Genomic DNA, 24,133 nt, shown 5'->3' with positions numbered 1-24,133 from the left:
AGCGTTAATTATTGCCATGAGTCACATCAACAAAGATAAAAAACCAGCGAATTACTCGCTGGTTTTTTATAGAACGTTTTGTGTAAACTGAGTAAACCTCAAGGTAAATAGAGGCTTTCAGTTAAATCTTAGCTAATTCGACTTTTTGTTCGTTTAATTTTTCAATGTCACGAGTTAAATCGGCCATCTTAGCGCGTTCTTTATCTATAACTGCCGCAGGGGCTTTAGCCACAAAACCTTGATTAGATAATTTACCCTCAATACGGGCAATTTCTTGAGCAAGCTTTTCTAGCTGTTTATCAATACGGGCCATTTCGGCGCCAACATCGATCAAACCTGCCATTGGGATTAATAGCTCCATATTGCCGACTAACTGAGTACTCGACATTGGCGCCGTTTCACCTTCCGCTAAAATAGTCATCGTCTCAAGTTTAGCCAAACTAGCAAAGAATGTTTGGTTTGCTTCAAGACGTATACGATCTTCGTAGCTGACACCACGCAGTAACGCATTAAGCGGCTTTGATGGTGCTATATTAAGCTCTGCACGAATATTACGTACCGCTACAATCACTTGCTTAACCCATTCAAGATCGGCCATCGCGGTCGCATCAACTTGATCTGCTTGATAAGTTGGGAACGATGCTAGCATGATGGTGTCACCAGTGACGCCAGCTAACGGTTTAACGCGTTGCCAAATCGTTTCGGTAATGTACGGCATAAATGGATGCATTAAACGCTGCATTTTTTCAAGCACATTGACCAAAGTGTGGCGAGTGCCGCGCATTTGCGCTTCAGTGCCATTTTGCATAACAGGCTTAGTTAATTCTAAATACCAGTCACAGAATTGATTCCAAGTGAACTCGTATAAGGTGTTAGCGGCTAAGTCGAAACGGTAAGCAGCCATATGATCTTCAACGCTTTTCACGGTTTGGTTAAATAAACCAATGATCCAACGATCGGCTAGCGACAATTCCATCGCACCTGGTTTGCCATCAACCAATAGTTGACCGCAATCTAAAGGCTCGCCAGCTTCATCGCTATCTGGATCTGTCTGCACTTCAGTGTTCATTAACACGTAACGTGACGCATTCCATAACTTGTTACAGAAACTGCGGTAACCATCAAGACGTTTCATGTCCCAGTTGATGTCGCGGCCGGTTGAAGCCATTGCAGCTAAGGTAAAGCGCAGTGCATCGGTACCATGAGCTTCAATGCCGTCGGCAAACTCTTTACGGGTACTTTTTTCAATTTTTGCCGCCAGTTGCGGTTGCATCATGTTGCCAGTACGCTTTTCAACTAAGGTTTCAAGCTCGATACCGTCAATCATGTCTAATGGATCAAGTACGTTACCTTTAGACTTTGACATTTTATTGCCGACTTCGTCACGGATAAGACCGGTAACGTAAACGGTTTTAAATGGTACTTGTGGCTTGCCATCTTCATCTTTAATGAAGTGCATGGTCATCATGATCATCCGCGCAACCCAGAAGAAGATGATGTCAAAACCTGTGACCAACACGTCGGTTGGGTGGAAGGTTTTTAAGTCTTCTAAGTTGTCAGGCCAACCTAAGGTTGAGAAAGTCCATAATGCCGAGCTAAACCAAGTGTCTAATACGTCATCGTCTTGACGTAATATTACTGAGTCTGCAAATTTGTGTTTAGCGCGTACTTCAGCTTCGTTACGGCCAACGTAGACTTTACCGTTTTCATCGTACCAAGCTGGAATTCGGTGTCCCCACCAAAGTTGACGTGAAATACACCAGTCTTTAATATCGCGCATCCACGAGAAGTACATATTTTCGTATTGTTGCGGTACAAATTTGATGTCGCCATTCTCAACTGCTTCAATCGCCGTTTTGGCCATTGACTGCACGGCCACGTACCACTGGTCGGTTAATAATGGTTCAATTACCACACCTGAGCGATCGCCATAAGGCACTTTTAAGCCGTGCGGAGCAACTTTCTCAAGTAGACCTAAGCTGTCAAATTCAGCCACGATAGCATCACGGGCTTTAAAACGATCCAGGCCAGCATAACGCTCTGGTAAGGCCATTTCGATGTCTTTGTTTGGGGTGCCATCAGTGTTTATCACTTCAACAAAACTACGTACGGCGGCATCTAAGGTGAAGATGTTGTACATAGGCAGTTGATGGCGTTTACCAACTTCATAGTCGTTAAAGTCATGGGCGGGAGTGATTTTTACACAACCAGTACCAAATTCCATGTCGACATAATCGTCGGCAACAATCGGTACTAAACGGTTTACGACAGGCAATAGAATGAATTTACCGATTAATGACTGATAACGTTCATCATCTGGATGCACGGCTACTGCGCTGTCACCTAGCATGGTTTCTGGGCGAGTCGTGGCGACTTCTAGGTAATCTTTACCATCGCTAGTTAATGCGCCTTGGGCCAAAGGATAGCGAAAATGCCACATGTGGCCTTGCTTCTCTTTGTTTTCAACTTCCAGATCTGAAATGGCGGTGTGTAGCTTTGGATCCCAGTTAACTAGGCGCTTACCACGATAAATCAATTCATCATCGTACAGGCGAACAAACACTTCTTGAACGGCTTTTGATAAGCCTTCATCCATAGTGAAACGTTCGCGATCCCAGTCAACTGATGCGCCCATGCGGCGAAGCTGTTTGGTAATAGTGCCACCAGACTGTTCTTTCCAGTCCCACACTTTATCAATAAAAGCGTCACGGCCTAAATCATGGCGAGTTTTACCTTCTTCGGCTTCAAGCTTACGCTCAACTAACATTTGCGTCGCGATACCCGCGTGGTCGGTGCCGACTTGCCATAAGGTATTTTTACCTTTCATGCGCTCAAAGCGGGTAAGGGTATCCATGATGGTATCTTGGAAGGCATGACCCATGTGCAAGCTACCGGTTACATTCGGTGGCGGGATCATGATGCAGTAATTGCCTTTTGATTCATCACCATGCGGCTTGAAGTAACCTTGCTCTTCCCAGTTTTGGTAAAGGGCTTGTTCGATAGACTTTGGGTTGTATGTTTTTTCCATAGGAGCGTTATGTTCTCTATCTAAATTAAGTGTTTATTCAGCTAATGTTTGAGTGCTGGGCGTAATGCCTACATTCTGATATTGACGGTAGCGATTGCGAGCAATGCGCTTGAGTTCGTCATCATTAGCGACAAAATCGATAATATGGGGCAAGTTTACCGCAAAACTGGGCATTTGGTCTGCAAGATTAATCAGAACTTGGCGACTTTTATTTGGCCCTAAGGTATCAAAACCAATTTCCACAGGTGCACCCGTTATCGGGCCTTCACCTTTTAAGTTGTGTGGTACAAAAGCGTTGGGCTCAAATTGCCACAGTAATTCGTCAATTGCATACGCTTGCTGTTTGTCTTTGCAGTGAATGTAGACGGTTTTTTGTTGGCGATATTGTTGTTCAGCTAACCTGCACGCAGCTAAATACAGCGCATCTAATGCACTCATTTGATTATGATTATCAGGCATAAGGTAAAACAAGGCTTGAGTCATATAGTGATGCTTTTAACAGGTTATAAAGATGAGCTCGAGTTTACACTAAAATAGGCCGTGGGTTAATGGTTGTGAGGTGCGATATTTATATGAGGTTAGAATAGCTCAATATCACCAACGTGAGTTTAATCGCGCTTATTAATCCGGCATAGATCGCTATCACAATGGATTTTTTTCGCCGTTGCGGTAATAGCTCTGTGATGGATGGACGTTGAGGAGATGGTTGAGCTGGCGTTAAGCTTGAACGACACAGTACAAACCACCTAATGGTTAAATTGTAGGGGATATTATTAATTATTATGTGCTGTTTGCGCCATGGGCCTCACAGTAGTAGTCGACTATAAACTTATTGCTGATTGACTGATAAGCTAAAACGAGTGCTGAAGCGGTCGTAACAGACAGCTATTTTTTGATTATCAATTAAATGTGCTTTGTGTTGCTGACGAGTCAAATCGCATTCGGTCTCCTTAGCGGATTAACTCACACTTTACATGAGTAGGACTAGTCCCTTTGGTGCACTCTTTTAAAGCTCTGCGTTGTGCTTTTAACATTGAGTCATAACCAAAACCGTATCCATATCTAACATTACCCATATCGTTAACCGATACAGCCAGTGCTTTATGGTTTTTAAAGCCTTCATACTTGATTAACACATCAATAAGTTTCTGATCATTTGTCACAAACTGACACGCTTTAGGTTGCGGCGTTTGTTCACAGGCTAATGGGTAATGGTCAAATACAGGGTAGGAAATATCGATACTGTCAAACCAAGAGGACCAAGTAGTTTCTTGAGTCTCAATTGCGATATCAGCTGGAATATGAATTTGCAGTTGTTGACCTTGTGAATCATGTTGAGCCAGCCATACTAATTTGAGTTTATTGTTGTTAGGATGGCCATTGGCAACGAGCACGTCGCCAGCGCAATTGTCACACAGTTGCTCGTCAGCTTTTATGATTGATACTTGGGTTGAATGGCCAGAAGCGCCGCCGCAACTTCTTTCAAAGATAACAGCCTTGTACATTTTATCTAATGAAAGTGATTCGGTGTAAACGTTATTACCGCACATGGAACTGAGTAGCCAGCCCAATAAAATAGCCATTAACCCAAAAAGCGCCAACGCGCTGACTATTGAAATGAGTATGACTTTCATCGCCTTCATCTGAACATTCCTTTCAGTGAGTTTTATTTCATTAAATTATACATTTAAGCTATTTTGGGTTTTATATTAAATTTGTTACTTACATGTAACAAGTTAATCATTGTTTATTCTTAGTCAGTTTGGTTTAGAGAGGATCTTTTGGGGAGATTGCATTAAGCATATTTAGCGGGTAACGAAAATTCGATAGTAAAAATTATCTATTGCAGTTGTTATGTATTGGAAATTAATCATCCGTTATCGTATAGCAATATCGGTATCAGTTGGAAAATAATCTTGCTAAATGGTCTGGTACATCCCTGATGATGTTAACTCATCAAATGTTTGTTGCCATAGTGCAACCACCTCATCAGAAGTGTCGTTTGAAAACGCAATATATAAGGTAGAGTCTTACAACTTAATAGGAGTACGCTCTATTGAGTTGATATCGATATCGGCTGCTTTTGCCAAAAAAGGCATTACTAGCTCGCTCATAGGTGCAACACCAACTCGACCATAGTTAAGTTTTTTGAACGATTGCAATTGGTATTTGTCAGTACTGAGGTTGATGAGGCCTTGGGAGTCTAAGTAGGTGCGATCATCATTACCAAGCACTACGACGACATTTCGGACTCGTTTTAAGTCTTCTAAATCTGCTAGTGATAGTCCGTAATTACGCTTTTGGTAAAAATACACTCCGCTACTAATAATGGGGCCTACCCATTTCATGTTTACTTCTCTTTCCGGCCTTTTAGCAATGACAAATAACGCCGTGTTTGGTTGCGACTTTAATAACTGAAAAGCTCTATTAAAGGGGAGGCATTTCAATGTTGGCTGGGTATATTCCATCATCGCTTGAATAATATCGATTGAAAAATCATTTAAACGGCCATCGTCTAGGTAACTAAATGGGGTAAAGGATGGGTGATGAAATGAACTTGCGGATGGTCTTTTGCAAAGAGCGCGTTGGTTGGCGTATATGCAAAGCAACCGCTTCTTTATTTGTATGCCACTGCTAATGACATTATCAAGTGGTTGTGTTGCATCATTTAATCAGTTCTTTGTGATTGTTAATTTGACTATAAGCGTTAGCGTTAAATTGTTCGATAAACAACCTAAAATATGATGAAGTTATAGACAAATTATAACTCCATCATATGATGATTATTTTATCGCCACATCACAGTTATTGATCATCTTTGGTGAAGGCTTGAGATAGTCTTGCCGGGTCGGGAAAGGTAAAATTCTCGCGAATGCTCGCCCAAGAATCATGACTTTTAATACAGTGCCCTACCACAACCAGAATGGAGCAGGCTAGAATTCCCCAACCAATGGCATTATCGCCAGCATTCGCCCACACGGCAACCAAGCTTGATGCCCCAAAAGCGATGGTGATTTGAAGAAAGTTTTGTAATCCAGCAGCTTTGGATGCGTTATTGCTGAATTGTTGCAGGGCATTATTAACTACAATCGGGTAAATACCGCCATTGCTTCCTGCGAGTAATGAAAATGCAACTAGCAGTGGTAAGATCGTTTCAGTATCGAGGATCACGCTGGATACAAAAATGGCTGTAACACAACAACCAAAGAAAATAAGTAAACAGTTCAAGCTGACTTGAGCTCCCCACTTTTTAATCAGTAACTTACTCGAGTAGCCACCGACAATAAACATAATGGTCTGAGGTATAAAACTTAAGCCAATTTCAGTCGCAGCATAACCATACTGTTCCATCACCGCAGGCCAAAGCGTTAGATAAGCAAAGAAAGCACCAGAACAGGCGCCAAAAATGATCACATTACCTAAGTATCGTGTATTAGCCAGTAATTGTTGATAGCCAATATTAGGCTTACTTTTATGCAGGCTCACAGTTTCTTTGGGGACAAAAATAGAGGTCATGACAATCAACAGCACAGCTATAATACACAAGCTAATAAACACCGCGCGCCAGCCAAAACTATTCAGTATCATTGCGCCAGCAATGGGCGCCAATGCCGGAGATAATGCGACTAAAGGCATAATATTAGAGAAAATATTTTGAGCTTTATCGGCTGGATATTGTTCTATCACAATCGCTTGCCAAATGACTGCGGCACTGCAAGCGCCAATCGCTTGGAAGAATCGGGCAATATTCATCGCCATCATACTGTCACTGAGTGCAATCAGTGCACTTGCCAACATAAATACGCTTAAGCCAATAAACAGTGAATTACGTTTACCTATTTTATGGACTAATGGTCCATATAATAACTGTCCAATTGCAAGTCCTGCCAAAAAGCTGGTTAACGATATGGCCACTTCAGAAGTGCTGGCATTAAAAGTCCCTTCAATAGATTTGAATGATGGCAGGTACATGTCGGTAGCAATGAAACCTAACATACTCATTAAGGCTAAATAAAACAGGAAGAGGTAAAATGTAATGTTAGTGTTTTTTTTGTTAATTATTAGGTCGTTGTTACTCATTTTAAACATGTCTTTTTCGTTGTTTCAATAAAGCCTGTTAGCTTAATGGTTTACTTAATTAGCTTAAAACGTTTATTTTTGAATTCTGTCATCAAAAAAATTGATTGGAAGCTTATTGTAAAGCATAATTGAATCCGATTATGCCCTTAGCACATGATTCATTTTGTCCTGTTATATCCCATGAATACCGCCATTAAATGAGTTAAATAGATATGCTTTCACAACAAATATTTGAGCTAATTGATGTTGTTGCTCAAACTGGCAGTTTTACTGCTGCAGCAAAAAAACTGCATAAAGTACCGTCTGCTATAAGCTATTCAGTTAAGCAAATTGAAACAGAACTCGGGGTTGAACTATTTATTCGCCACCATAGAAGCGTTAGCCTAACCCCTGCGGGAAAACATTTTGCAGCCAAAGCTCGTCAGTTTCTTAGCGAGATGGAATTGATGAAACGAGATACCCTTAGAGTCGCTAATGGGTGGAAACCTATGTTATCTATTGCGCTAGATAATATTGCCAGAACTGACAGCATGCATGCATTAATCGCAGATTTTTACAGACAGTTTCATGATGTTGAACTGATTATTCGTATCGAAGTTTTTAACGGTGTTTGGGAAGCGCTTGCTAAAGGCTTAAGTGACATCGCCATTGGTGCGACAACTGCAAATCCGGTTGGCGGGACATTCAAATACACTAACATGGGTAATATTGATTGGCTGTTTGTGGTCAGTGCAGGGCATCCATTAGCCAAGATAATGCGTCCACTAAGTGATGATGAGTTACGAGGTTTTCCGTCTATTTGTCTTGAAGATACTTCCCGTGAGATCCCTAAGCGGATCACTTGGTTGTTAACGAATCAGCGACGGTTAGTGGTGCCTGACTGGCACAGCGCAATTAACTGTTTTGTTGAAGGACTGGGGATTGGTTACATGCCAGAACATTTGGCTGCACCTTTGATTAAATCTGGTCAATTAGTGTGTAAAAAACTGCATAAAGTGAAACAGCCTAGTGCTTGTTGTTTAGCTTGGAATGACGATCAAATGTCACCTGCATTGGCTTGGGTATTAGATTACCTAGGTGATAGTGAGCAATTACATCGTCAATGGTTAGCCTAATCGATGACATCAATCATGTGGGTGAGCTTGTATTTTAATTTACCTGATTGATAACAAAAAAGGGTAAAGCACTAGGCTTTACCCTTTCAATATGTACTTAAATAAACCAAACGATTACTCGTTGATTTCAACTCCAGCACGATTAATTAAGAATTGGCTTAAAATCGGTACCGGACGACCAGTAGAGCCTTTATTCGCGCCGCTGTTCCAAGCTGTACCTGCGACATCTAAATGCGCCCAGTTGTACTTTTTGGTGAAGCGAGACAAGAAACACGCCGCAGTAATCGACCCCGCTGGGCGACCACCTAAGTTTGTCATGTCAGCAAATGGGCTGTCTAGCATGTCCTGATATTCATCCCATAACGGCATGCGCCACGCGCGGTCACCGCTTTGCTCACCAGCATTTAATAGCTCATGGGCTAATGGGTTGTGTGAACTGAATAAGCCAGACGCATGTTTACCGAGTGCAATAACACAGGCACCGGTTAAGGTCGCTGTATCGATCACTAATTCAGGATCATAGCGTTCAACGTAAGTTAATACATCACACAATACTAAGCGGCCTTCAGCATCGGTATTAAGCACTTCAACTGTTTGACCTGACATAGTCGTTAAAATATCACCAGGACGGTAAGCATTACCCGCAGGCATGTTTTCACAACCGGCTAAAATACCAATGACGTTGATAGGCAACTTCATTTCGCATAGTGCTTTCATGGTGCCAATCACACCAGCAGCGCCGCCCATGTCGTATTTCATTTCATCCATGGCTTCGCCAGGTTTTAATGAAATTCCGCCAGAATCGAAGGTTAATCCTTTACCGACAAGCACAATAGGTTTTTCGGTGCTATCAACCGCGCCCTGATATTCCATCACGGTCATGATTGATTCGTTACTGCTTGCACGGCCTACGGCTAAATAAGAGTTCATGCCTAACTTGGCCATTTGCTCTTCACCTATGGTGGTCACTTTCAAGCTTTCGTAAACTTCAGACATTTGGCGGGCTTGTGAAGCCAAGTAAGCTGGATTGCAAATATTCGGTGGCATGTTTGCGACATCACGACACAAATGCATACCTGCAGATACTGCGGTGCCGTGTTCAATGGCACGCTCACCAATAGTTAATTCACGACGTGTTGGCACGTTAAATACCATTTTACGTAATGGACGACGAGTTTCGCCTTTACGGGTTTTTAATGCATCAAATGAATATAAGCTATTTTGCGTGCTTTCAATGGCTTGACGAACTTTCCAGTAGGTGTCGCGGCCTTTGACATGCAGTTCAGTTAAGAAGCAAACAGCTTCCATTGAACCGGTTTCATTTAGGGTACTGATGGTTTTTGTGATAATTTGTTTGTATTGGCGCTCGTCTAGCTCACGCTCTTTGCCACAACCAACCAGTAAAACACGTTCACTCAATACGTTTGGTACATGATGCAATAGCAACATTTGTCCTGGTTTACCTTCAAGGTCACCACGACGAAGGAGGTTACTAATGTAACCTTCACTAATTTTATCCAATTGCTCTGCGATACCAGACAGACGGCGAGGTTCGTATACGCCAACAACGATACAGGCTGAACGTTGCTTTTCGGGGCTACCGCTCTTTACGCTAAACTCCATGAGCACTCCTAGATTCTTAAAGACAAATTTTTATATTTATTAGATAATGTTTGCATTAGGCCATCTGGCATATAATCAACGAAAAGGTGATAACTGTTTGGGATTATTAACGAAAAAGAGGCGCAAATTGGCAGCCCAAATAGATGTTAACCTTGACCCCAAAGCACCTTCCGCGCTGGTCAGAAAACTAGCAAAACTGCTGAAAGTAGTCAGTTTACATGAAAGTTGCTCTGATACCAGTAAAAAGATAAGTTTAGCCACCGGATCATACTTGTGATTGTATTTAGATATCTTATTAGTGAAGTTTTAAAAGCGCAATTTGCGGTACTTTTGGTACTGCTAACTATTTTTATTAGCCAACAGTTTGTGCGCGTGTTGGCAGATGCCTCAGATGGTGAATTTCCGGCTTCTTTAGTGATGACATTATTGGGCTTAAACTTGCCTCAATTAACCGTATTGGTGTTACCGCTGAGTTTCTTTTTAGGGATATTGTTGGCTCACGGGCGCATGTATTCTGAAAATGAAATGGTCGTTTTGCATGGTGTTGGTGTCAGTGAGTGGTATGTCACTCGAGTAACGTTATTAGTCGCATTTGCTAATTTATTGTTCACGGCCTATTTGTCTGTTTACGTCGGACCTTGGGCAGAAGAACGCCAAAATCAAGTGCTAGAAAAGGCTCAGTCTGAAGCTGGTCTTGCTGCACTAACTCAAGGCCGTTTTCAAGCAAGCCCAAATGGCCGCGCGGTATTGTTTGTTGAAAAAATAAATAAAGACAATACGTTAGATAAAGTTTTTGTCGCGCAATTGCCAGACCCAGAAGATGAGAATGGCTTAACTAATATTGTTGTGGCCAAAAAAGGTCGGGTGGTTGAAGATAATATCGGTAGTCAACAATTACAACTCGACAATGGTTTTCGTTATCAAGGCAGCCCTAAATCACTCGAATTACAAGTAATTGAGTTTGGCGGCTATAAAATGGAAATCAAAGAACAAGAAGTCGATGAGCGCCGACGTAAACTTTCTGCGCTGCCAGTCAATGAACTATTGGATACCCCAGGGTCGGAAGCGGCGGCTGAATTTCAATGGCGACTGGCGATCCCTATCTCAATTCCATTGTTGACCTTAATTGCCGTGCCATTAGCGCGAGTGAATGTTCGCCAAGGGAAGTTTGCCAAAATGTTCCCCGCTATTTTACTGTATTTAGGTTATTTCGGATTAATGATTGCAGGGCGAAAAGCACTGCAAGATGAGGTGGTGCCGCAGTTCTTAGGCATGTGGTGGATCCATGCATTAGCACTGATGTTAGGATTATTGTTATTAATTAAAGAGCGACCAACAGGGATGAAGTTCTTGGGCTTATTTAAACGTAAGCAGGTGGCGCTATGAAAATATTAGACCTGTATATTGCGCGGATGATCGTTAGTACATCTGGCTTATGTTTACTTATTTTGACCGGTTTATCTGGCATCATTAAGTGGGTTGATCAATTACGTTTGGTTGGGCGGGGTGCTTATACCATGCTCGATGCTGCTATCTATGTATTGTTTTTGATCCCTCGAGATATTGAAATGTTTTTCCCAATGGCAGTGCTGCTTGGTGCGCTAATTGGTATGGGCATGCTGGCATCTAACTCTGAATTAGTGGTGATGCAAGTTTCAGGTATGTCGCGCTTACAAATCACCCAGTCGGCGATGAAAACAGCGATTCCATTGATGATTCTGGTTATGGCTCTGGGGGAGTGGGGTGCACCTATTGCTGAGAAAAGTGCTAAAGAGCTTCAAGCGACTAAAATATCTGGCGGGAGTTTAATTAAATCTCATCGAGGTATTTGGGCGAAAGATGGTGATTTATTCGTCAATATCGGTGAGGTTCAAGACATTAATACTCTGAATAATATTAGTTTATATGAGTTTAATGACCAACAAGAATTAACCAGAGTGACACATGCTAAAAGCGCTCAATTTAGGGATGATGCTTGGCAATTATCTGTGGTTGAGAACACCACTGTGGTCGATGATAGAGTGGTGCGAGATTTTCTTGATTCCGATGTGTGGCAATCTACATTAACCCCAGATAAGTTGAGTGTTGTGTCGATTAAGCCTGAAGCATTATCCATAAGTGGCTTAATTGATTATTTAGATTATTTAAAAGTTAACCAACAAGATCCGAGTCGTTATGAGCTGGCATTATGGCGCAAGATTATGCAACCCGTCACCGTCGCTGTAATGATGTTAGTCGCGTTATCGTTTGTGTTTGGACCATTACGTACCGTAACCATGGGGGCTCGCGTGTTGTTGGGTGTGGTTGCTGGGTTTAGTTTTTATATTAGCAATGAGATATTTGGGCCTATGAGCATAGTGTACGAATTGCCCGCAGTAGTCGGTGCAATTGCTCCTAGCATGTTATTTACCGGATTAGCTTTGTATTATATTCGCAAATAACACTGAACATTTAATCGATAATCTGTAAAAAAATGGCAACCTTCTGGTTGCCATTTTTTTGCTTTAACACTACCCATTAGCCGTGGGGAATGTGCTATGCGCCGCGCCAATTTCGCATTTGATTGGCTTCTACAGACAGCACTACCACTTCTGAACGAGTCATCTTGTCTTGTAATGCTAATTTGTCATCATTGATGATAATCCATAGATTACCAATACCCAGTAAAGACCACACGATTCGAGCACATGCGGTAATAAAACTCAGGTTTTGACCGTTAGGATGTTGCACTTTGAGCCGCCAAGCGCGCATACCTAAGGTTTGCCCGCCTTTACTCCAAAATATGGCATAAAATCCGCCAACACAAAGCGCTATCCAGAGTTGGTAAAATCCATGATAAATGGGGGTGTTATTAAGTAGATCTGACACGTGTTCATGACCATTCATCGCGATAAGGCCACTGCTTTGTAAAGCAAAGAACACCCCAAAGCCCAAGGCACCAGCACACATATAAACGGCTACTGCGAGCATTGAGTCATACGCCATAGCACCTAAACGTCGAATAAAACTCGCACGAGGGAAATTAGCATGATCTGAATTCAACATAGACAGTCCTTATTGATATCAAAATGATTAAATATCATCATCTTCACGAACAAATTTAATGCTACTAAAACCAAAACGTGCAAACTCGGTCTTGCGAAATTCTTTTTCTGCTTTAGCGCCTTTTTTTGACGTTAAGGCAACTTGTTGTTCCATGGCCAAAAATTTCTTTAAGTCAATCCCTTCAGCTTCAGCGGCTGCTTCATAAAGATCGCGATGTATGTCGTAGCTAAAAGCGATGGTTTTGGTTTGACCTTTAAAGGTGTAAATCACTTGGCGCGCCATGTAAACTCCTGAAATTAATGTAATTCACTGTAAAAAATAAACAATATGGTACCTAAAAATGCAGATTCTGCCTGCAAGTCGTTAAGCTATTCGTGGGGCTTTCAGATACCAAACTACAAAAGGGCAAATACAGTAAAGTTAGCGGCCTCTTGCATAGCGGTTAATTGTCCCACGTTCATCTCGTTATAACCAAGCCGATTTGCTGTAACTGGCAATAAATTTTCCACCACCAGAAACAATTGAACTTTGTTGGTTGCATTTTGTTCAATGTAAACGTGTATTAATCGAGGCGAGTGGATAGCCGCCTAGTAATTTAAGCAAGATTCGCTCAACAAACAGCAACACGATTTTAGCTGGACCTTCGGGCCGTGTTTACTGGCCATCGCTCCTGCGTTATCGGCTTTTATGCAGTATAACCATATTCCAAAGCCTTAGCCTTATTGTTTACTGTTGCAGTTATAGACCAAACATTCACTGCAAAAATAACCTTGAAACATCAACACACCCTAGGATATCTCAATCGGCGAACTCCCTAATAAAGCCGCAACGTTACTGCTTAAGTTGATTAGTAATGCCATAGAGTGTTAAACGCACAGTGGTTATAAACCGATAGCAACATGGCGCGAGCTTTTATCATAAGGGTAAATATAAATAACATGCCCCAGTAGGATAGCTTTCTAATGATTGTGCTAGCTTTGCTGAGGTGGGCTCAGGTTTAAACCCTTGCTGTTGCCAATATGTTTGTGCGCCTTGCACTGCAACTAATCCAATACCATTGACCATTAATGTTTTAGCCTGATTAATTAGGTAGGTAAATAGCTGCTTACCAACACCCATACCTTGTGCATTGGGTGAGATAGCCATGTCATGTAAATACCAGCTGTTGCTCTCAATAGGCCCCTTTAATTCACGGTTCAGTGACGGGGCATCGCCTCTTTGCCACGGGTGAACAAGAGCATAAGCTAGCACATTACCTTGTTGTTCAAATACCACACAGCTAGCAGGGGAGGTTTGCCATTTACTTTGCATAACCTCAAGCGATTCTGGTGTTAGTTCAACATAACATTGCGCTTGGATCGCCATAATAGCGGGCCAATCATTAGCGGTAATTGGACGAATTGACATATCATTCTTTCGTGGTAGTTTTGAGGGCGTAATTATACTCAGAAATGGCATGAATCATAAGTATAAATCAGTGCTAGAGTAACCATAATAATAGCTATAAGGAATATCAATATAATGACAGTCAGTTTACATTCAGCCCGTAAATGTGTTTTGGCAGCGGCGATATTTACCTTAATGACCTCTTTATCATTTACCGCTTCCGCTGGGACTGAGACATTTAAATCAGGGCCGATAATTAAAGATTATGGCAAAATAGCTGAAGTAAATAGTAGCTTAGTGATACCTGCTGGAATGAAGTTCAAAGTCGCTTTTGATTTAAGTAGAGCAGCAAAACCTGCAGAATTAAATCGTAGTATTGATACCTTAGCGCGTTTTATCAACATGCATGTGGCAGCCGGGGTTAAGCTTGAAGATATTTCTGTTGCTATGGTGGTGCATGGTAAAGCTGTGAATGATATGACCAAGGATAATGTTTACCAGCAGCTCAATGCGGGACAAAAAAATGTCAATAAAGACTTAATTGCTCAGCTAGTTAAGCATGGCGCAAAGTTCTATGTATGTGGTCAAACCGCGGCATATTATGGCATTACCCCTGACGATTTATTGCCAGGCGTTGAGATGGCATTATCGGCGTTAACTGCCCATGCCGTGTTGGCTCATGATGGCTACAGTGTAAATCCGTTTTAATTTGCCTGTAGAATATTGGCAGTAGTAGTAGGCTATCGCATTATCGATTAAATACATCTTGCTTGGTGTATTTATCGATAATACTTTGAGTAGTACCATTTTGATTAAATTCTGCAATAGCGGCGTTGATTTGTGGTAACAAGGCTAGGTGTTCTTTACGAAGACGCATCACTAACTCGCCTTGTGTATGAATTGCCGCAAGGCTGATAGGACTGTTGAGTTTTTTAGCCCAATATAAAGCGGGTAAGTCGCCGCAGATAGCCGCATCAATTCTTTCTTTATACAGGGCTTTGATGAGATCGCGTTCTGAAACAAAATCGACCCGAGTATATTGCGCATCATCATGGTACAAATAACCACGTACCGTGCCTATTTCTTTGCCTTTAATATTGTTGATATTTTGCCAGTTTTTAGCATTTTCCTCCAAAGTAATAATATTTTCTTGGATAGCTATTATGGGATCAGATTGTACAAAAAGCGTGCCTAAATCCTTATTAGGAAACCAATCGGGGCTAACAAAGTCGAAATCTAATAAGCCGTTATCGAGGGCATAATTGGTTCTTTTTGGCGGGAAGTTATGTTTTTCAATGTCAATATTGGCTTTTGCCAGCAGTAAAGGTACCAGTTCTCCTAGTATTCCAGGCTCTTCTGCTGAGTCAGCAATATAATAAGGTACCCAACTGCTTGAGGCGTTGACGTTGTACTTAAGAACTGTAGCGGCTTGAGCTGTCGAACCACAAAAAAACATCACAAAGCAAGACAGTGCTATAAAACGTTTTTTCATGGTGATTCCTTATTTTTATTTTTGTATCAAGACTATATCAACTATTGATAGTTAATAAAGGTCAAGACACAGCAAACATAAACTTGGATGTAAATTACTTGGCATTAGCATGTAAGTTTTATGGTGTTTGATCAGAGAAGTCTTTTTATTGGCTTGACTGAGTAATAAACCTTGTTCTAGTGCTAAGCGAGCGACCAGTTTTTCGTCGCCGCGAATGTACATTGAGATGGGTTTAACAATTTTATCGTCAACAATATGCTGATTAAATTGTTTTGCTGAGATGACTATGCTGGATTGACCATCGCTGCCGAGTTTTAATTTTACATCTATATCGGTATCGGTGATCACCACCCACTTTTGTTCCGTCAAGGCGGCTAAAAGGCCTTTAAGTCCTGCACCGGTCGCAATAGTACTGTTGTTAGCTTGTTGATATTGATCTGCAATACAGGTTAACAAACGTTTCAGTTGAGCTCCTGCACCTTGACTTCGTGCTTGACTGATCCAAGTTGTTAAGTCGTCTGCCATGAGCTTTGAAAAGCGTTTTGTTTTTAACGACTCAACCATCCAGTTACATAAAAAATGGCTTTCTTGTGCTGGTGTTCTGACGGATTTGTGTTGTGATGCCGAAGTATTTATGGCTTCTATTCCAGCTAGCGCAAGTGTTAATAAAGCTTGGTTGTATGTTTCTGTCGTCATTTCAACTGGGTCAATAAAGTAATGTGGCGCTTAGTTTACCGTGAAGTGACTCATTGCTAAATAGATATTTGATCAGCCACTGTGCATCGATTATTACCGAGAGTAAAATTAAGGCTATTATTCTTTTTTGGGTGGAAATTGCCCCAAAATAGCGATGATAGTTTGCTGGATACTTTTCACTTTATATTCGCCACCTTGATCATAGCGATACTGACTAGTGCCACGCCAAATTAAGCGTTTACTGGCAGGGTCGATAATATCAATTTGAATCGTTTGAATTTTAGCCGTGTCACTGCCTAGAGGGATCCCCATACTTGTTCCCATGATTAACCCACCATTAGCGCCCCACGTTCCAGAGCCTAAACCAAAAGATAACCCAGAATCTTGCTCTTCGTCTTCAGTGAAAAATGCGTAACTCACTAAAAAGTCAGCATTGTCTTTAGTAAAGACATAACCTTGATTAAGTAAGGTTTGTTTAATTTCGGCATTAATACGATCAGCGGTTAATGGATCATCGGTTTGTTTTACGGTGAGCTGACTGAATGTTTTGAGTACAGAAAAATCATAATTAACATCATAATCTTGCTTGGGTTTTACCGTGCAAGATGTCAGTAATAGCAGGCTACAGATTAGGGTAATGAATTGATAATGCGCTATTTTTTGAGTAAAAAACTTACCTGAACGCTGTGGTGTTGTCATAAGACTTCCTTTAACGTGCAATAATGTACAAAATTAACTCAATTAGTATAACCTTAATATCAAGGTGTTGGATAACGACGTTAGTCGGTTCTGAGCCGTTATCAAAGCAAACTATTAATGACTATATCGTATATTTGGCATTTAACAATATTCGCTGAGGTTAAGCATTCTAATGATGGAACAGTTAAGTTTTTTTGCGGTGCCAAGCCCTTGTATCGGCGTTTGTCAGTCAGACAGTCGCGGCTACTGTATGGGCTGCCATCGTAGTCGTGATGAACGTTTTAACTGGATGACGTTTAGCGAGTTACAAAAGCAAGATGTGATCCGTTTGTGTTTACAGCGTAAACGACGTCGCCAGTATGCCATTCATAAAGCGAAACAGCTTGAGCTTCAAACCCTGCAAACCGCGCATACACCTCAATTAGATTTTGATACCCAGATAACAGCAGACAATGAAGAAATTGATTTAAGCGGTTTTAGTGTAGATGAATAATACAGTGTTCAGTACGCTACGCTTTCATTGCTTGCCAAAATAATCTAAAACTAGCGTTCCTGTGCGCATCATCGTCACCTAAATTGGGGTTGTCGGTAAAGAATCGAATCGCCGCTAAGTACTGCCCATGGCAGTTTTCGAGTAATAAGGCATTGGGAAAGTCTGCAATAATCTGCTGTTGTTTACCTTGCTCAATCAGCTCGACCACAAATCCTAAAATGCTATTCATCGCTTGCTTTCTGACGTCAGCATCAATGTCTGCTGACATCGAATATTGCAAAAAAAATAGTTGCTTTAACGGTTGTGCAATCGCCCAATCGATGGCTTTTTGCCATAGAGTATTAGCATCTTGTTCAATATCCCCAATAAAATCAGTATTGCTGATCATATTGGTCGCAAATTCTTGTTTAATGGATAAGAACAGCTGGCTCATGATGTCTTTTTTGGTTGGAAAATGATGAAACAAGGTGCCCGTTGCCACGCCAGCCGCTTTGGCTATTGAGGCGGTCGATGTAGCATTAAAGCCTTTCTTTACAAACAGCTGTAAAGCTGAATCAAAAATGGCTTGTTTCTTATCTGTGGTCATCACTGCTTTACGGCTCATCGAATCAAGATACCTGTTGATCTAAAGTCTGTTTATAAGGAGAGAGTTGATGATTATCTGTTAAATCAGTTTGACTCTTCATTACGCTGAGCAATTATTGCTTGTCACACAATAATTGCAGTGGCGATAAACCGGTGTTAACGCAAGAAAAACTTCATTAATAACCGTTGGATAATACCGCCATAAGGCGGGTGAACCAAGATACCACTATTTATTTTACCGCTGTGTAGAATGGTTTTAGCGTGGCTAAAGGTTAAAAAACCTTCTTTGCCGTGGTAGTGCCCCATACCTGATGGACCAATGCCACCAAAGGGCGCATCATCGGCGGCAACATGAAATACCGTATCGTTAATGCATACACCACCAGAATGAGTATGAGCTAATATTTTTTGTTGAGTTTGTGGCTCAAAACTCATCACATATAAGGCTAATGGACGATCGTTTTTATTGATGTAAGCCATCGCTTCATCAATCGACTGGTAGCTAATAATCGGTAATAAAGGTCCAAAGATCTCGTCTTGCATTATCAGCATATCATCAGTGGTATTAGTCACTAGTTGAGTGGCTATTTTCCGCTGTGTTGTTGATATTGGGCCTGTAATAGCGGAAGTGATGCTTGCACCTTTGGCTTTTGCATCGTCTAACACTTTGATTAGGCGATGGTACTGACGATCATTAATGATATTGCCGTAGTCTGGGTTGGTGTCGAAGTTAGGGTACATTTTATTAAATCGACGTTGGTAAGCGGCAATAAATGCCTCAACTTTTTCTGCTGGGCATAAGACATAGTCAGGGGCGACACATATTTGCCCCGCATTTAAGCACTTACCAAAAATAAGTCGCTCTACTGCTGTGTCTATTGGCATATCTGGAGCAATGATCGCTGGCGATTTGCCCCCTAGCTCTAAGGTGACTGGGGTTAAGTTATTCGCTGCGGCGCGCATAACATGGCGGCCAACAACGCTAGAACCGGTAAACAGAATATGGTCAAACGGTAATCCTGAAAACACCGCGGCCACATCGGCTTCACCTTCAACGACTGCAACTTCTGTAGGGTCAAATATTGTTGCCAACATCTGACTTAATACCGCATTCGTTGCCGGAGTAAACTCAGACATTTTGAGCATTGCGCCATTACCGGCGGCAATGGCGGTGATTAGCGGACCCATTGATAACATGACCGGGAAGTTCCATGGCACTATGATGCCTATCACGCCTAATGGCTGATATTGCACCGAAACTTTAGATGGCGACAGTAATAAACCGGCATGGCGTCGACTGGGTTTCATCCATGATTTAAGCTGTTTGATGGTGTAATTGATGTTATTTACACAAGGCATAATATCGGAAATGATAGTGTCATTTGGCGATCTATGACCGTAATCATTGATTAAGGCATCGATAATAGCTTGCTGGTTATCGAGTAATGCTTGTTTTAGACGAGTTAATTTATCGACTCGTGATTGATAATCAGGTGCTGGATTAGACTGGAAACGCGCGCGTTGATCGGCTAGTGATTGTCGTAGTTGTGTTTCAATATTATCAACGGCCATATTCATATTTTGTCTCCAACAAAAATAACGATGTTGGTTTATTGAGTGTCATGTTGAACAACTCAATGAACCGACTGATTAGTCGGTCTAATGTTAGGTTGTTTTTTGATCTAAAGCAAGTTTTCGGTTTTGATTTGACTTTGATCACTAAGTGACTCTTTAATATTGACTATACTTAATTTCAATGCTGAACATATCTTTAAACGTGGGGTGTTATTCAGCGTTGATGAGACTTATATTGGTGAAACGACACAGAGTGTGTTTATCTGGTATGTAATGTTTTAGCAAATGATATGGAGGAAGATAATATGCGTACTCGTAATATTTTATGGCCTACCGATTTTTCTGATACGGCGTCACATGCATTACGTTATGCCATTGAAATGGCAAATTTATACCAAGTTGGGATTCGTATTGTGCACGTGGTTGATCAGCCTTTTGGTGATGAAAATTATATGGTACTTGCGATTACTCCCGAAGAGTTAGCTAAAAGTATGGAAGAAGCGGCTGCGAGTCGAATGCATGAACTGCTTGGGCAGCTAAATACTAATTTAAAAATTGAAACGGTTATCCGCCGTGGCGATGCGATTACCGAAATTTTAGCTGAAGCAAATAAAGGTGATATTGGTATGGTAGTAATTGCCAGTCATGGCAGAAGCGGGTTGGCTCATTTTTTACATGATAATGTAGCCGAAGCCATTGCCAATAAAGCTGATTGCCCTGTGTTAGTGGTTAAATAGCATGGCTTGTTGAAGCTGGCTAGGGTATTACCAAACGATGCTTTTAATCTGCTTAAAAGCTGGAGCCGGGTTGAGTTAAAAATTCGATTTCGGCAGTTGTAGAGTCGCGCCCTAATATTTTATTTCGATGTGGATAACGATTAAATTGCGCGATAATAGCTTGATGTTGCAGTTGGCTGGGCAGATTATTGGGCGCATATTGCTCAAATAATGGCAAGCCTTGTTGATGGATTTTCATTGATTCACTATGCATGTAGGGCATGATTAAAAAGCCCGCTTGTTGTGTTGGTAACTGAGCTAAACAACCTAATGTTACAGCTTCTTGTGCAAGTACTAACGCGATATTGTCAGCGGCAAATGCCGCTGGGGTATCGCGATGAATATTTCGTGAAAATTGGTCTAGTACGATAATTTCAGCTAATCGGCCTTGAGCATTAGTACGCCAATGTTGTAATTCACCTTTTATGGCTGCATCTAGCGTGGTGCTAAAAGCTTGTTTTATCTGCAAATCAAGCGCTAAATCCTTTATCCACCATTGCTTAGAGGATAGTTGCACAAACCAAAAATCAATTACATGGTCTGGGGTAACACTTGTTATTATTTGATTCATTTTGCTAAATCCAATTGCGGTTATCGTGACTCGTTGCATTAAGTGATCGTGTAATAATCAGTTCAGCCACTTGTATGGGTATATATGGGAATACCACACTGCCACTGGCTAATCCAACTTCAACATATGCTAGTTTAGCCTGTTTTTGGCTTTGAGTTTGAGTAATCGAAACGTGTTGAACTTTTTCAAATGTGACTCGTTTCCATTGCTGATCTAAAAAGCCACTGTGCTGCCAAATCACCTGATCTGCTACGACATAACCCCACTGTCTATAGCGGATAAACAGTGCGACTATTACCATGATGGCGGCAAACCAAATCACTTCAAAAAAACCAAGGCTTTGATGGCCATAATACCCCATGATACTGATTACACTGGCTAGGATCAGTGGCAGCGCGATTCTTCTGGTTAGCCAATTAACATGAATAGGCGAGTAACTGTTGGGCAGTGCGCTTGCTCCACCGCTGAGGTGAGGTATTTTTGCCAAAAGAGATTCTATTTCAGCTGACTTAACGCTTGGAACTAACATGTGTTGCTTGGTCTTATGTTCAACCTCATGGCCTTTGACTTGTTTGAAGTATAAGGTCCAGCGGTTAAATAAACGTGCAATGATAGGTTGTTGAACATGCACTAATTGAATACGCCTTATAGCCAAGGCATCTTGTTGATGTGAAATCACACCGCCACTGCGCTGCAAAGTATCATCATGTTTGTCGAGCTGATATGGATGATATTTTAAGATTGCCGCGATAATTGAAATTAACGAAAACAAGCTGTAAACCCCAAACAACACCACTATGACCATGATGGTTTGTAGGCCAATATTTTGATGGGTTTGTTGTTGGGCCCATAGCCAAAATTGCTGCGCCACTGGTGAGTCGAATATGTTATCCCAATTGACTTGGCCTGCTATGGGGCCGGCAATGACTGCAAACCAAATAAAGTTGTTTTGATAAAAGCCAAATAACACTAAATCCCATAAACTTTTACGCACTACAGTCTGGGAGGTATCTGCGCTATCTTGTTTGTTAACCTGTGAATGTTCACTTGTTGATGCTGTTTTTGCGTGGGGTAAATTTAGCAGCAAACGTTTTAGGGTTTGCGCTTGTTGGGTATCTAAAGCCGCTAAGTGAGCCTCATCATTCTTAGATCCTGCAGTTTCAATCACTAAGGTTCCAAGTGACAGTGGCTTAAAATAAAAGGGTTGTTCATAACGAATATTTTGAATACGGCTAAGGGGTATTTCATCTTTTTTAGTAAACAATAAGCCGCGTTTTACTTCAAGTTGATGGTTATTAAGACGAAAGCGAAATTTACGCCATTCTATTATCGCCAATAATGTCACCAGCAATAATAGTATGCCAGACGCCAATATGCCCCATTGCATGTCAAAACCTTGTTTCCATCCAGTGTAAACAATGGGCACAATAGCAAAGCCATTGCTAAAGATGCTTTTTAAGGTACTGAAAATATTACTGACGATAGACCACGCTGACAGTGCTTGCCATTGCTGTAAATCACTTGCGATATTGATGTTATCGGTTAGCGTATGATTAATATCGCTGCTGGCTGCATCAACTGGTTGAACAGTGACAACGTCTTCCGTTCCATGCGGCTGATGGTTATCTGCTGTTGATGGCTTATCCATTATGGTTATCCTGTTGCGCAGGATAAATAGATAAAGTATCAGTTTCTTGGTTAGGAGCCCTTGTTTCAACCATATCATCTTCGGCGATGCCTGACGGGTGACTCGCTGCCGCTTGGCTTAATAAGTGTTGGCGTAAATGTTCAGCTAAATCAGCATTGAGGCCTGGTAAATCTATTTCAGCTAATCCACTGCCAGCACTAAAGCATTTTAAGGTGACCAAGTTGTATTTTCGCTCAAGAGGTCCTTGAGACAAATTAACATGTTGCAGCCGAGTATAGGGCAGCGCTGTTGTCGATATCCAAAATAATCCTTCACGCAGCACCATTTCATGTTTAAACAATCCATAAGCAATTTTGCTGGCTTTGAGGTGGATAAGTTTAATCACTATACCGGCCAACAAGGTTACTGAAACTAGCCCTACTAGGGCTATCATTAATGGCAGTGGTTGAGCGATTAATTGAAATACACTTAATAGCGATAAGGCAACCACTGCTATAAGCGTACTAATGATGAGCAATAATTTAGGATAGTTAGCATCAATATTGCTCAGTGGTAAGTCGGCCAGCTGAATGTAATCGGCTTGAGATAAACGTCGGCCATGATCATAAATATTTGTTGATGATTCTTTTTCTGCTGACAATTTTTCTGCGGATAATATAGCGGTATCGCTTATTATTGCAGGATCATTGATTGGTGGTTGCTCGAGTGGGCTCTTCACGTGCGGCGGAGTATCCATGTTTGTTCGCTATCCATGTCTGCTATTTCTATTATTAAAAACTATAACTAGATTGTCGTAACTTAGGTAGTGTTAATCATCTTAGGTATCGATAAATCAATGCCGTGGCTTAACAATCAGTAATTAATTATGCAGTAATAAAGCCACTCCAGTAATAGTGCTTGCGTGACGGGCTATTGATACAGTAATTTCAACTGAGTGGTATAGAGACAATAGGGCGTGTAAAAGATGTTTTCAAATAATTACGTGATCAATAAATCGCAAAAAGCATTTTTACGGAAATTATATTTAGCGCATTTGCTTGATGAAGAACAGCACAACTTATTAAGTCTGCAAAAACTGACTCTGATGCCCAGAAGAACATTGCAAGATGCAATAGCGGCATTTGTCGATATTGGGATTGAAGTGGACTTTGTGCAACAAGGCCAACGTCATAATGATGGTTATTATCGCATATCAACCTGGGGACCAATTAGCAGTGCTTGGGTTAATAGTCATTTTGAGCAGATTAAACAACATATTGAGACGATTGCTGAGCTTGAAAGGGTAAGCTAGGCTATTTGTACTGCAATAATGAGTTGTTAA

At 41.3% G+C, this 24,133-nt stretch carries 25 protein-coding genes; 7 read left to right on the top strand and 18 right to left on the bottom strand.

The genetic code is table 11. The features are described from left to right. Positions 1–121: 121 nt before the first annotated feature. From H5164_RS04475 to punC, 5 genes are all read right to left on the bottom strand, one after another. Positions 122–3,028: a valine--tRNA ligase gene (locus H5164_RS04475; RefSeq protein ID WP_182754951.1), complete on the bottom strand. Its 2,907-nt coding sequence runs from the start codon at positions 3,026–3,028 to the stop codon at positions 122–124. Positions 3,029–3,061: 33 nt separating this feature from the next. Then, positions 3,062–3,511 carry a DNA polymerase III subunit chi gene (locus H5164_RS04470; protein ID WP_182722076.1) on the bottom strand — a complete coding sequence of 150 codons (450 nt, stop codon included), beginning with the start codon at positions 3,509–3,511 and terminating at the stop codon, positions 3,062–3,064. 467 nt (positions 3,512–3,978) lie between these two features. Continuing rightward, positions 3,979–4,671 (bottom strand): hypothetical protein, encoded by a 693-nt coding sequence (locus H5164_RS04465; RefSeq protein WP_182754949.1) that lies wholly within the window; start codon positions 4,669–4,671, stop codon positions 3,979–3,981. A gap of 387 nt (positions 4,672–5,058) precedes the next feature. After that, positions 5,059–5,376 (bottom strand): hypothetical protein, encoded by a 318-nt coding sequence (locus tag H5164_RS19930; RefSeq protein ID WP_220492646.1) that lies wholly within the window; start codon positions 5,374–5,376, stop codon positions 5,059–5,061. A gap of 457 nt (positions 5,377–5,833) precedes the next feature. Next, a complete protein-coding gene (punC, locus tag H5164_RS04455) occupies positions 5,834–7,108 on the bottom strand; it encodes a purine nucleoside transporter PunC (RefSeq protein WP_404948417.1) in 1,275 nt (424 codons plus the stop codon). 212 nt (positions 7,109–7,320) lie between these two features. Between punC and punR the strand changes: the two genes are divergently transcribed. Then, positions 7,321–8,223, top strand: a complete 903-nt coding sequence (gene punR / locus H5164_RS04450; protein WP_182722071.1) for a DNA-binding transcriptional activator PunR — start codon at positions 7,321–7,323, stop codon at positions 8,221–8,223. A gap of 114 nt (positions 8,224–8,337) precedes the next feature. Here the strand turns inward: punR and pepA are convergent, their stop codons facing one another. Then, positions 8,338–9,846 carry a leucyl aminopeptidase gene (gene pepA, locus H5164_RS04445; protein ID WP_124015649.1) on the bottom strand — a complete coding sequence of 503 codons (1,509 nt, stop codon included), beginning with the start codon at positions 9,844–9,846 and terminating at the stop codon, positions 8,338–8,340. A 273-nt stretch (positions 9,847–10,119) separates the two neighbouring features. Here pepA and lptF point away from each other — a divergent pair, with 273 nt between their 5' ends. Next, the gene (gene lptF, locus H5164_RS04440) at positions 10,120–11,232 is read left to right on the top strand and encodes an LPS export ABC transporter permease LptF (RefSeq protein ID WP_182722070.1); all 1,113 of its coding nucleotides are present in this window, start codon (positions 10,120–10,122) and stop codon (positions 11,230–11,232) included. Beyond that, positions 11,229–12,287, top strand: a complete 1,059-nt coding sequence (gene lptG, locus H5164_RS04435; protein ID WP_182697831.1) for an LPS export ABC transporter permease LptG — start codon at positions 11,229–11,231, stop codon at positions 12,285–12,287. The genes lptF and lptG overlap by 4 nt, the downstream gene beginning before the upstream one ends. A gap of 94 nt (positions 12,288–12,381) precedes the next feature. On the opposite strand, the gene H5164_RS04430 is transcribed toward lptG, so the two are convergent. The 4 genes from H5164_RS04430 to H5164_RS04415 form a co-directional block, all read right to left on the bottom strand. Beyond that, a complete protein-coding gene (locus H5164_RS04430; RefSeq protein ID WP_124015652.1) occupies positions 12,382–12,891 on the bottom strand; it encodes an RDD family protein in 510 nt (169 codons plus the stop codon). A 27-nt stretch (positions 12,892–12,918) separates the two neighbouring features. After that, positions 12,919–13,173, bottom strand: a complete 255-nt coding sequence (locus H5164_RS04425; RefSeq protein ID WP_124015653.1) for a DUF2960 domain-containing protein — start codon at positions 13,171–13,173, stop codon at positions 12,919–12,921. A 113-nt stretch (positions 13,174–13,286) separates the two neighbouring features. Continuing rightward, the gene (locus tag H5164_RS20190) at positions 13,287–13,400 is read right to left on the bottom strand and encodes a DMT family protein (protein WP_404948416.1); all 114 of its coding nucleotides are present in this window, start codon (positions 13,398–13,400) and stop codon (positions 13,287–13,289) included. A 406-nt stretch (positions 13,401–13,806) separates the two neighbouring features. Further along, positions 13,807–14,298: a GNAT family N-acetyltransferase gene (locus H5164_RS04415; RefSeq protein ID WP_182741452.1), complete on the bottom strand. Its 492-nt coding sequence runs from the start codon at positions 14,296–14,298 to the stop codon at positions 13,807–13,809. A 114-nt stretch (positions 14,299–14,412) separates the two neighbouring features. Between H5164_RS04415 and H5164_RS04410 the strand changes: the two genes are divergently transcribed. After that, positions 14,413–14,985, top strand: coding sequence for a DsrE family protein (locus H5164_RS04410; protein WP_182754940.1), 573 nt, complete (start codon positions 14,413–14,415; stop codon positions 14,983–14,985). A 40-nt stretch (positions 14,986–15,025) separates the two neighbouring features. Here the strand turns inward: H5164_RS04410 and H5164_RS04405 are convergent, their stop codons facing one another. The 3 genes from H5164_RS04405 to H5164_RS04395 all read right to left on the bottom strand — a co-directional run bounded on the left by H5164_RS04405 (position 15,026) and on the right by H5164_RS04395 (position 17,164). Then, on the bottom strand, positions 15,026–15,769 hold the full coding sequence (locus H5164_RS04405; protein ID WP_182722066.1) for an ABC transporter substrate-binding protein: 744 nt from the start codon (positions 15,767–15,769) through the stop codon (positions 15,026–15,028). Between the two features lie 51 nt (positions 15,770–15,820). Further along, on the bottom strand, positions 15,821–16,465 hold the full coding sequence (locus tag H5164_RS04400) for a DUF2913 family protein (protein WP_182697835.1): 645 nt from the start codon (positions 16,463–16,465) through the stop codon (positions 15,821–15,823). Between the two features lie 117 nt (positions 16,466–16,582). After that, a complete protein-coding gene (locus H5164_RS04395; RefSeq protein WP_182754938.1) occupies positions 16,583–17,164 on the bottom strand; it encodes a DUF4136 domain-containing protein in 582 nt (193 codons plus the stop codon). A 175-nt stretch (positions 17,165–17,339) separates the two neighbouring features. Here H5164_RS04395 and H5164_RS04390 point away from each other — a divergent pair, with 175 nt between their 5' ends. After that, entirely contained in the window at positions 17,340–17,657 is a 318-nt protein-coding gene (locus tag H5164_RS04390) for a DUF1289 domain-containing protein (protein ID WP_124015702.1), read from the top strand. Positions 17,658–17,673: 16 nt separating this feature from the next. Here the strand turns inward: H5164_RS04390 and H5164_RS04385 are convergent, their stop codons facing one another. Beyond that, complete coding sequence (locus H5164_RS04385; protein ID WP_259396738.1) at positions 17,674–18,261, bottom strand: TetR/AcrR family transcriptional regulator; 588 nt, start codon at positions 18,259–18,261, stop codon at positions 17,674–17,676. Positions 18,262–18,398: 137 nt separating this feature from the next. After that, on the bottom strand, positions 18,399–19,820 hold the full coding sequence (locus tag H5164_RS04380) for a coniferyl aldehyde dehydrogenase (RefSeq protein ID WP_182754936.1): 1,422 nt from the start codon (positions 19,818–19,820) through the stop codon (positions 18,399–18,401). Positions 19,821–20,122: 302 nt separating this feature from the next. Between H5164_RS04380 and H5164_RS04375 the strand changes: the two genes are divergently transcribed. After that, positions 20,123–20,554 carry a universal stress protein gene (locus tag H5164_RS04375; RefSeq protein ID WP_124015659.1) on the top strand — a complete coding sequence of 144 codons (432 nt, stop codon included), beginning with the start codon at positions 20,123–20,125 and terminating at the stop codon, positions 20,552–20,554. Positions 20,555–20,606: 52 nt separating this feature from the next. On the opposite strand, the gene H5164_RS04370 is transcribed toward H5164_RS04375, so the two are convergent. Genes H5164_RS04370 through H5164_RS20010 form a run of 3 tightly spaced genes read right to left on the bottom strand, consistent with a single transcriptional unit; the run spans position 20,607 to position 23,548 of the window. Further along, positions 20,607–21,164, bottom strand: a complete 558-nt coding sequence (locus tag H5164_RS04370) for a DUF924 family protein (RefSeq protein WP_182754934.1) — start codon at positions 21,162–21,164, stop codon at positions 20,607–20,609. Positions 21,165–21,168: 4 nt separating this feature from the next. Next, positions 21,169–22,812 (bottom strand): PH domain-containing protein, encoded by a 1,644-nt coding sequence (locus tag H5164_RS04365; RefSeq protein ID WP_182754932.1) that lies wholly within the window; start codon positions 22,810–22,812, stop codon positions 21,169–21,171. After that, positions 22,805–23,548 (bottom strand): PH domain-containing protein, encoded by a 744-nt coding sequence (locus tag H5164_RS20010; protein ID WP_259396737.1) that lies wholly within the window; start codon positions 23,546–23,548, stop codon positions 22,805–22,807. The genes H5164_RS04365 and H5164_RS20010 overlap by 8 nt, the downstream gene beginning before the upstream one ends. A 228-nt stretch (positions 23,549–23,776) precedes the next feature. On the opposite strand from H5164_RS20010, the gene H5164_RS04355 reads away from it, so the two are divergent. Then, the gene (locus H5164_RS04355; protein ID WP_182754930.1) at positions 23,777–24,103 is read left to right on the top strand and encodes a winged helix-turn-helix domain-containing protein; all 327 of its coding nucleotides are present in this window, start codon (positions 23,777–23,779) and stop codon (positions 24,101–24,103) included. The last annotated feature ends 30 nt before the right edge of the window (positions 24,104–24,133 follow it).

It is taken from the genome of Shewanella sp. SG41-3, assembly GCF_014164545.1.
GTDB lineage: Bacteria > Pseudomonadota > Gammaproteobacteria > Enterobacterales > Shewanellaceae > Shewanella > Shewanella vesiculosa.
Note: the sequence above shows the minus strand (reverse complement) of the source record. Positions and strands in the feature narration are given on the sequence as shown.

Bases quoted from the DNA above. Each gene is read 5' to 3' on its own strand.
- H5164_RS04390 (WP_124015702.1), top strand. From the start codon at position 17,340: ATGGAACAGTTAAGTTTTTTTGCGGTGCCAAGCCCTTGTATCGGCGTT.
- H5164_RS04405 (WP_182722066.1), bottom strand. From the start codon at position 15,769: ATGAAAAAACGTTTTATAGCACTGTCTTGCTTTGTGATGTTTTTTTGT.
- punR (WP_182722071.1), top strand. From the start codon at position 7,321: ATGCTTTCACAACAAATATTTGAGCTAATTGATGTTGTTGCTCAAACT.
- H5164_RS04410 (WP_182754940.1), top strand. From the start codon at position 14,413: ATGACAGTCAGTTTACATTCAGCCCGTAAATGTGTTTTGGCAGCGGCG.
- H5164_RS04425 (WP_124015653.1), bottom strand. From the start codon at position 13,173: ATGGCGCGCCAAGTGATTTACACCTTTAAAGGTCAAACCAAAACCATC.
- H5164_RS04385 (WP_259396738.1), bottom strand. From the start codon at position 18,261: ATGAGCCGTAAAGCAGTGATGACCACAGATAAGAAACAAGCCATTTTT.
- H5164_RS04380 (WP_182754936.1), bottom strand. From the start codon at position 19,820: ATGAATATGGCCGTTGATAATATTGAAACACAACTACGACAATCACTA.
- H5164_RS20010 (WP_259396737.1), bottom strand. From the start codon at position 23,548: ATGGATACTCCGCCGCACGTGAAGAGCCCACTCGAGCAACCACCAATC.
- H5164_RS04355 (WP_182754930.1), top strand. From the start codon at position 23,777: ATGTTTTCAAATAATTACGTGATCAATAAATCGCAAAAAGCATTTTTA.
- H5164_RS04470 (WP_182722076.1), bottom strand. From the start codon at position 3,511: ATGACTCAAGCCTTGTTTTACCTTATGCCTGATAATCATAATCAAATG.
- H5164_RS04375 (WP_124015659.1), top strand. From the start codon at position 20,123: ATGCGTACTCGTAATATTTTATGGCCTACCGATTTTTCTGATACGGCG.
- H5164_RS19930 (WP_220492646.1), bottom strand. From the start codon at position 5,376: ATGAAATGGGTAGGCCCCATTATTAGTAGCGGAGTGTATTTTTACCAA.
- H5164_RS04365 (WP_182754932.1), bottom strand. From the start codon at position 22,812: ATGGATAAGCCATCAACAGCAGATAACCATCAGCCGCATGGAACGGAA.
- H5164_RS04400 (WP_182697835.1), bottom strand. From the start codon at position 16,465: ATGACGACAGAAACATACAACCAAGCTTTATTAACACTTGCGCTAGCT.
- lptG (WP_182697831.1), top strand. From the start codon at position 11,229: ATGAAAATATTAGACCTGTATATTGCGCGGATGATCGTTAGTACATCT.
- H5164_RS04395 (WP_182754938.1), bottom strand. From the start codon at position 17,164: ATGACAACACCACAGCGTTCAGGTAAGTTTTTTACTCAAAAAATAGCG.
- pepA (WP_124015649.1), bottom strand. From the start codon at position 9,846: ATGGAGTTTAGCGTAAAGAGCGGTAGCCCCGAAAAGCAACGTTCAGCC.
- H5164_RS04465 (WP_182754949.1), bottom strand. From the start codon at position 4,671: ATGAAGGCGATGAAAGTCATACTCATTTCAATAGTCAGCGCGTTGGCG.
- H5164_RS04430 (WP_124015652.1), bottom strand. From the start codon at position 12,891: ATGTTGAATTCAGATCATGCTAATTTCCCTCGTGCGAGTTTTATTCGA.
- H5164_RS04415 (WP_182741452.1), bottom strand. From the start codon at position 14,298: ATGTCAATTCGTCCAATTACCGCTAATGATTGGCCCGCTATTATGGCG.
- H5164_RS04475 (WP_182754951.1), bottom strand. From the start codon at position 3,028: ATGGAAAAAACATACAACCCAAAGTCTATCGAACAAGCCCTTTACCAA.
- punC (WP_404948417.1), bottom strand. From the start codon at position 7,108: ATGAGTAACAACGACCTAATAATTAACAAAAAAAACACTAACATTACA.
- H5164_RS04370 (WP_182754934.1), bottom strand. From the start codon at position 21,164: ATGAATCAAATAATAACAAGTGTTACCCCAGACCATGTAATTGATTTT.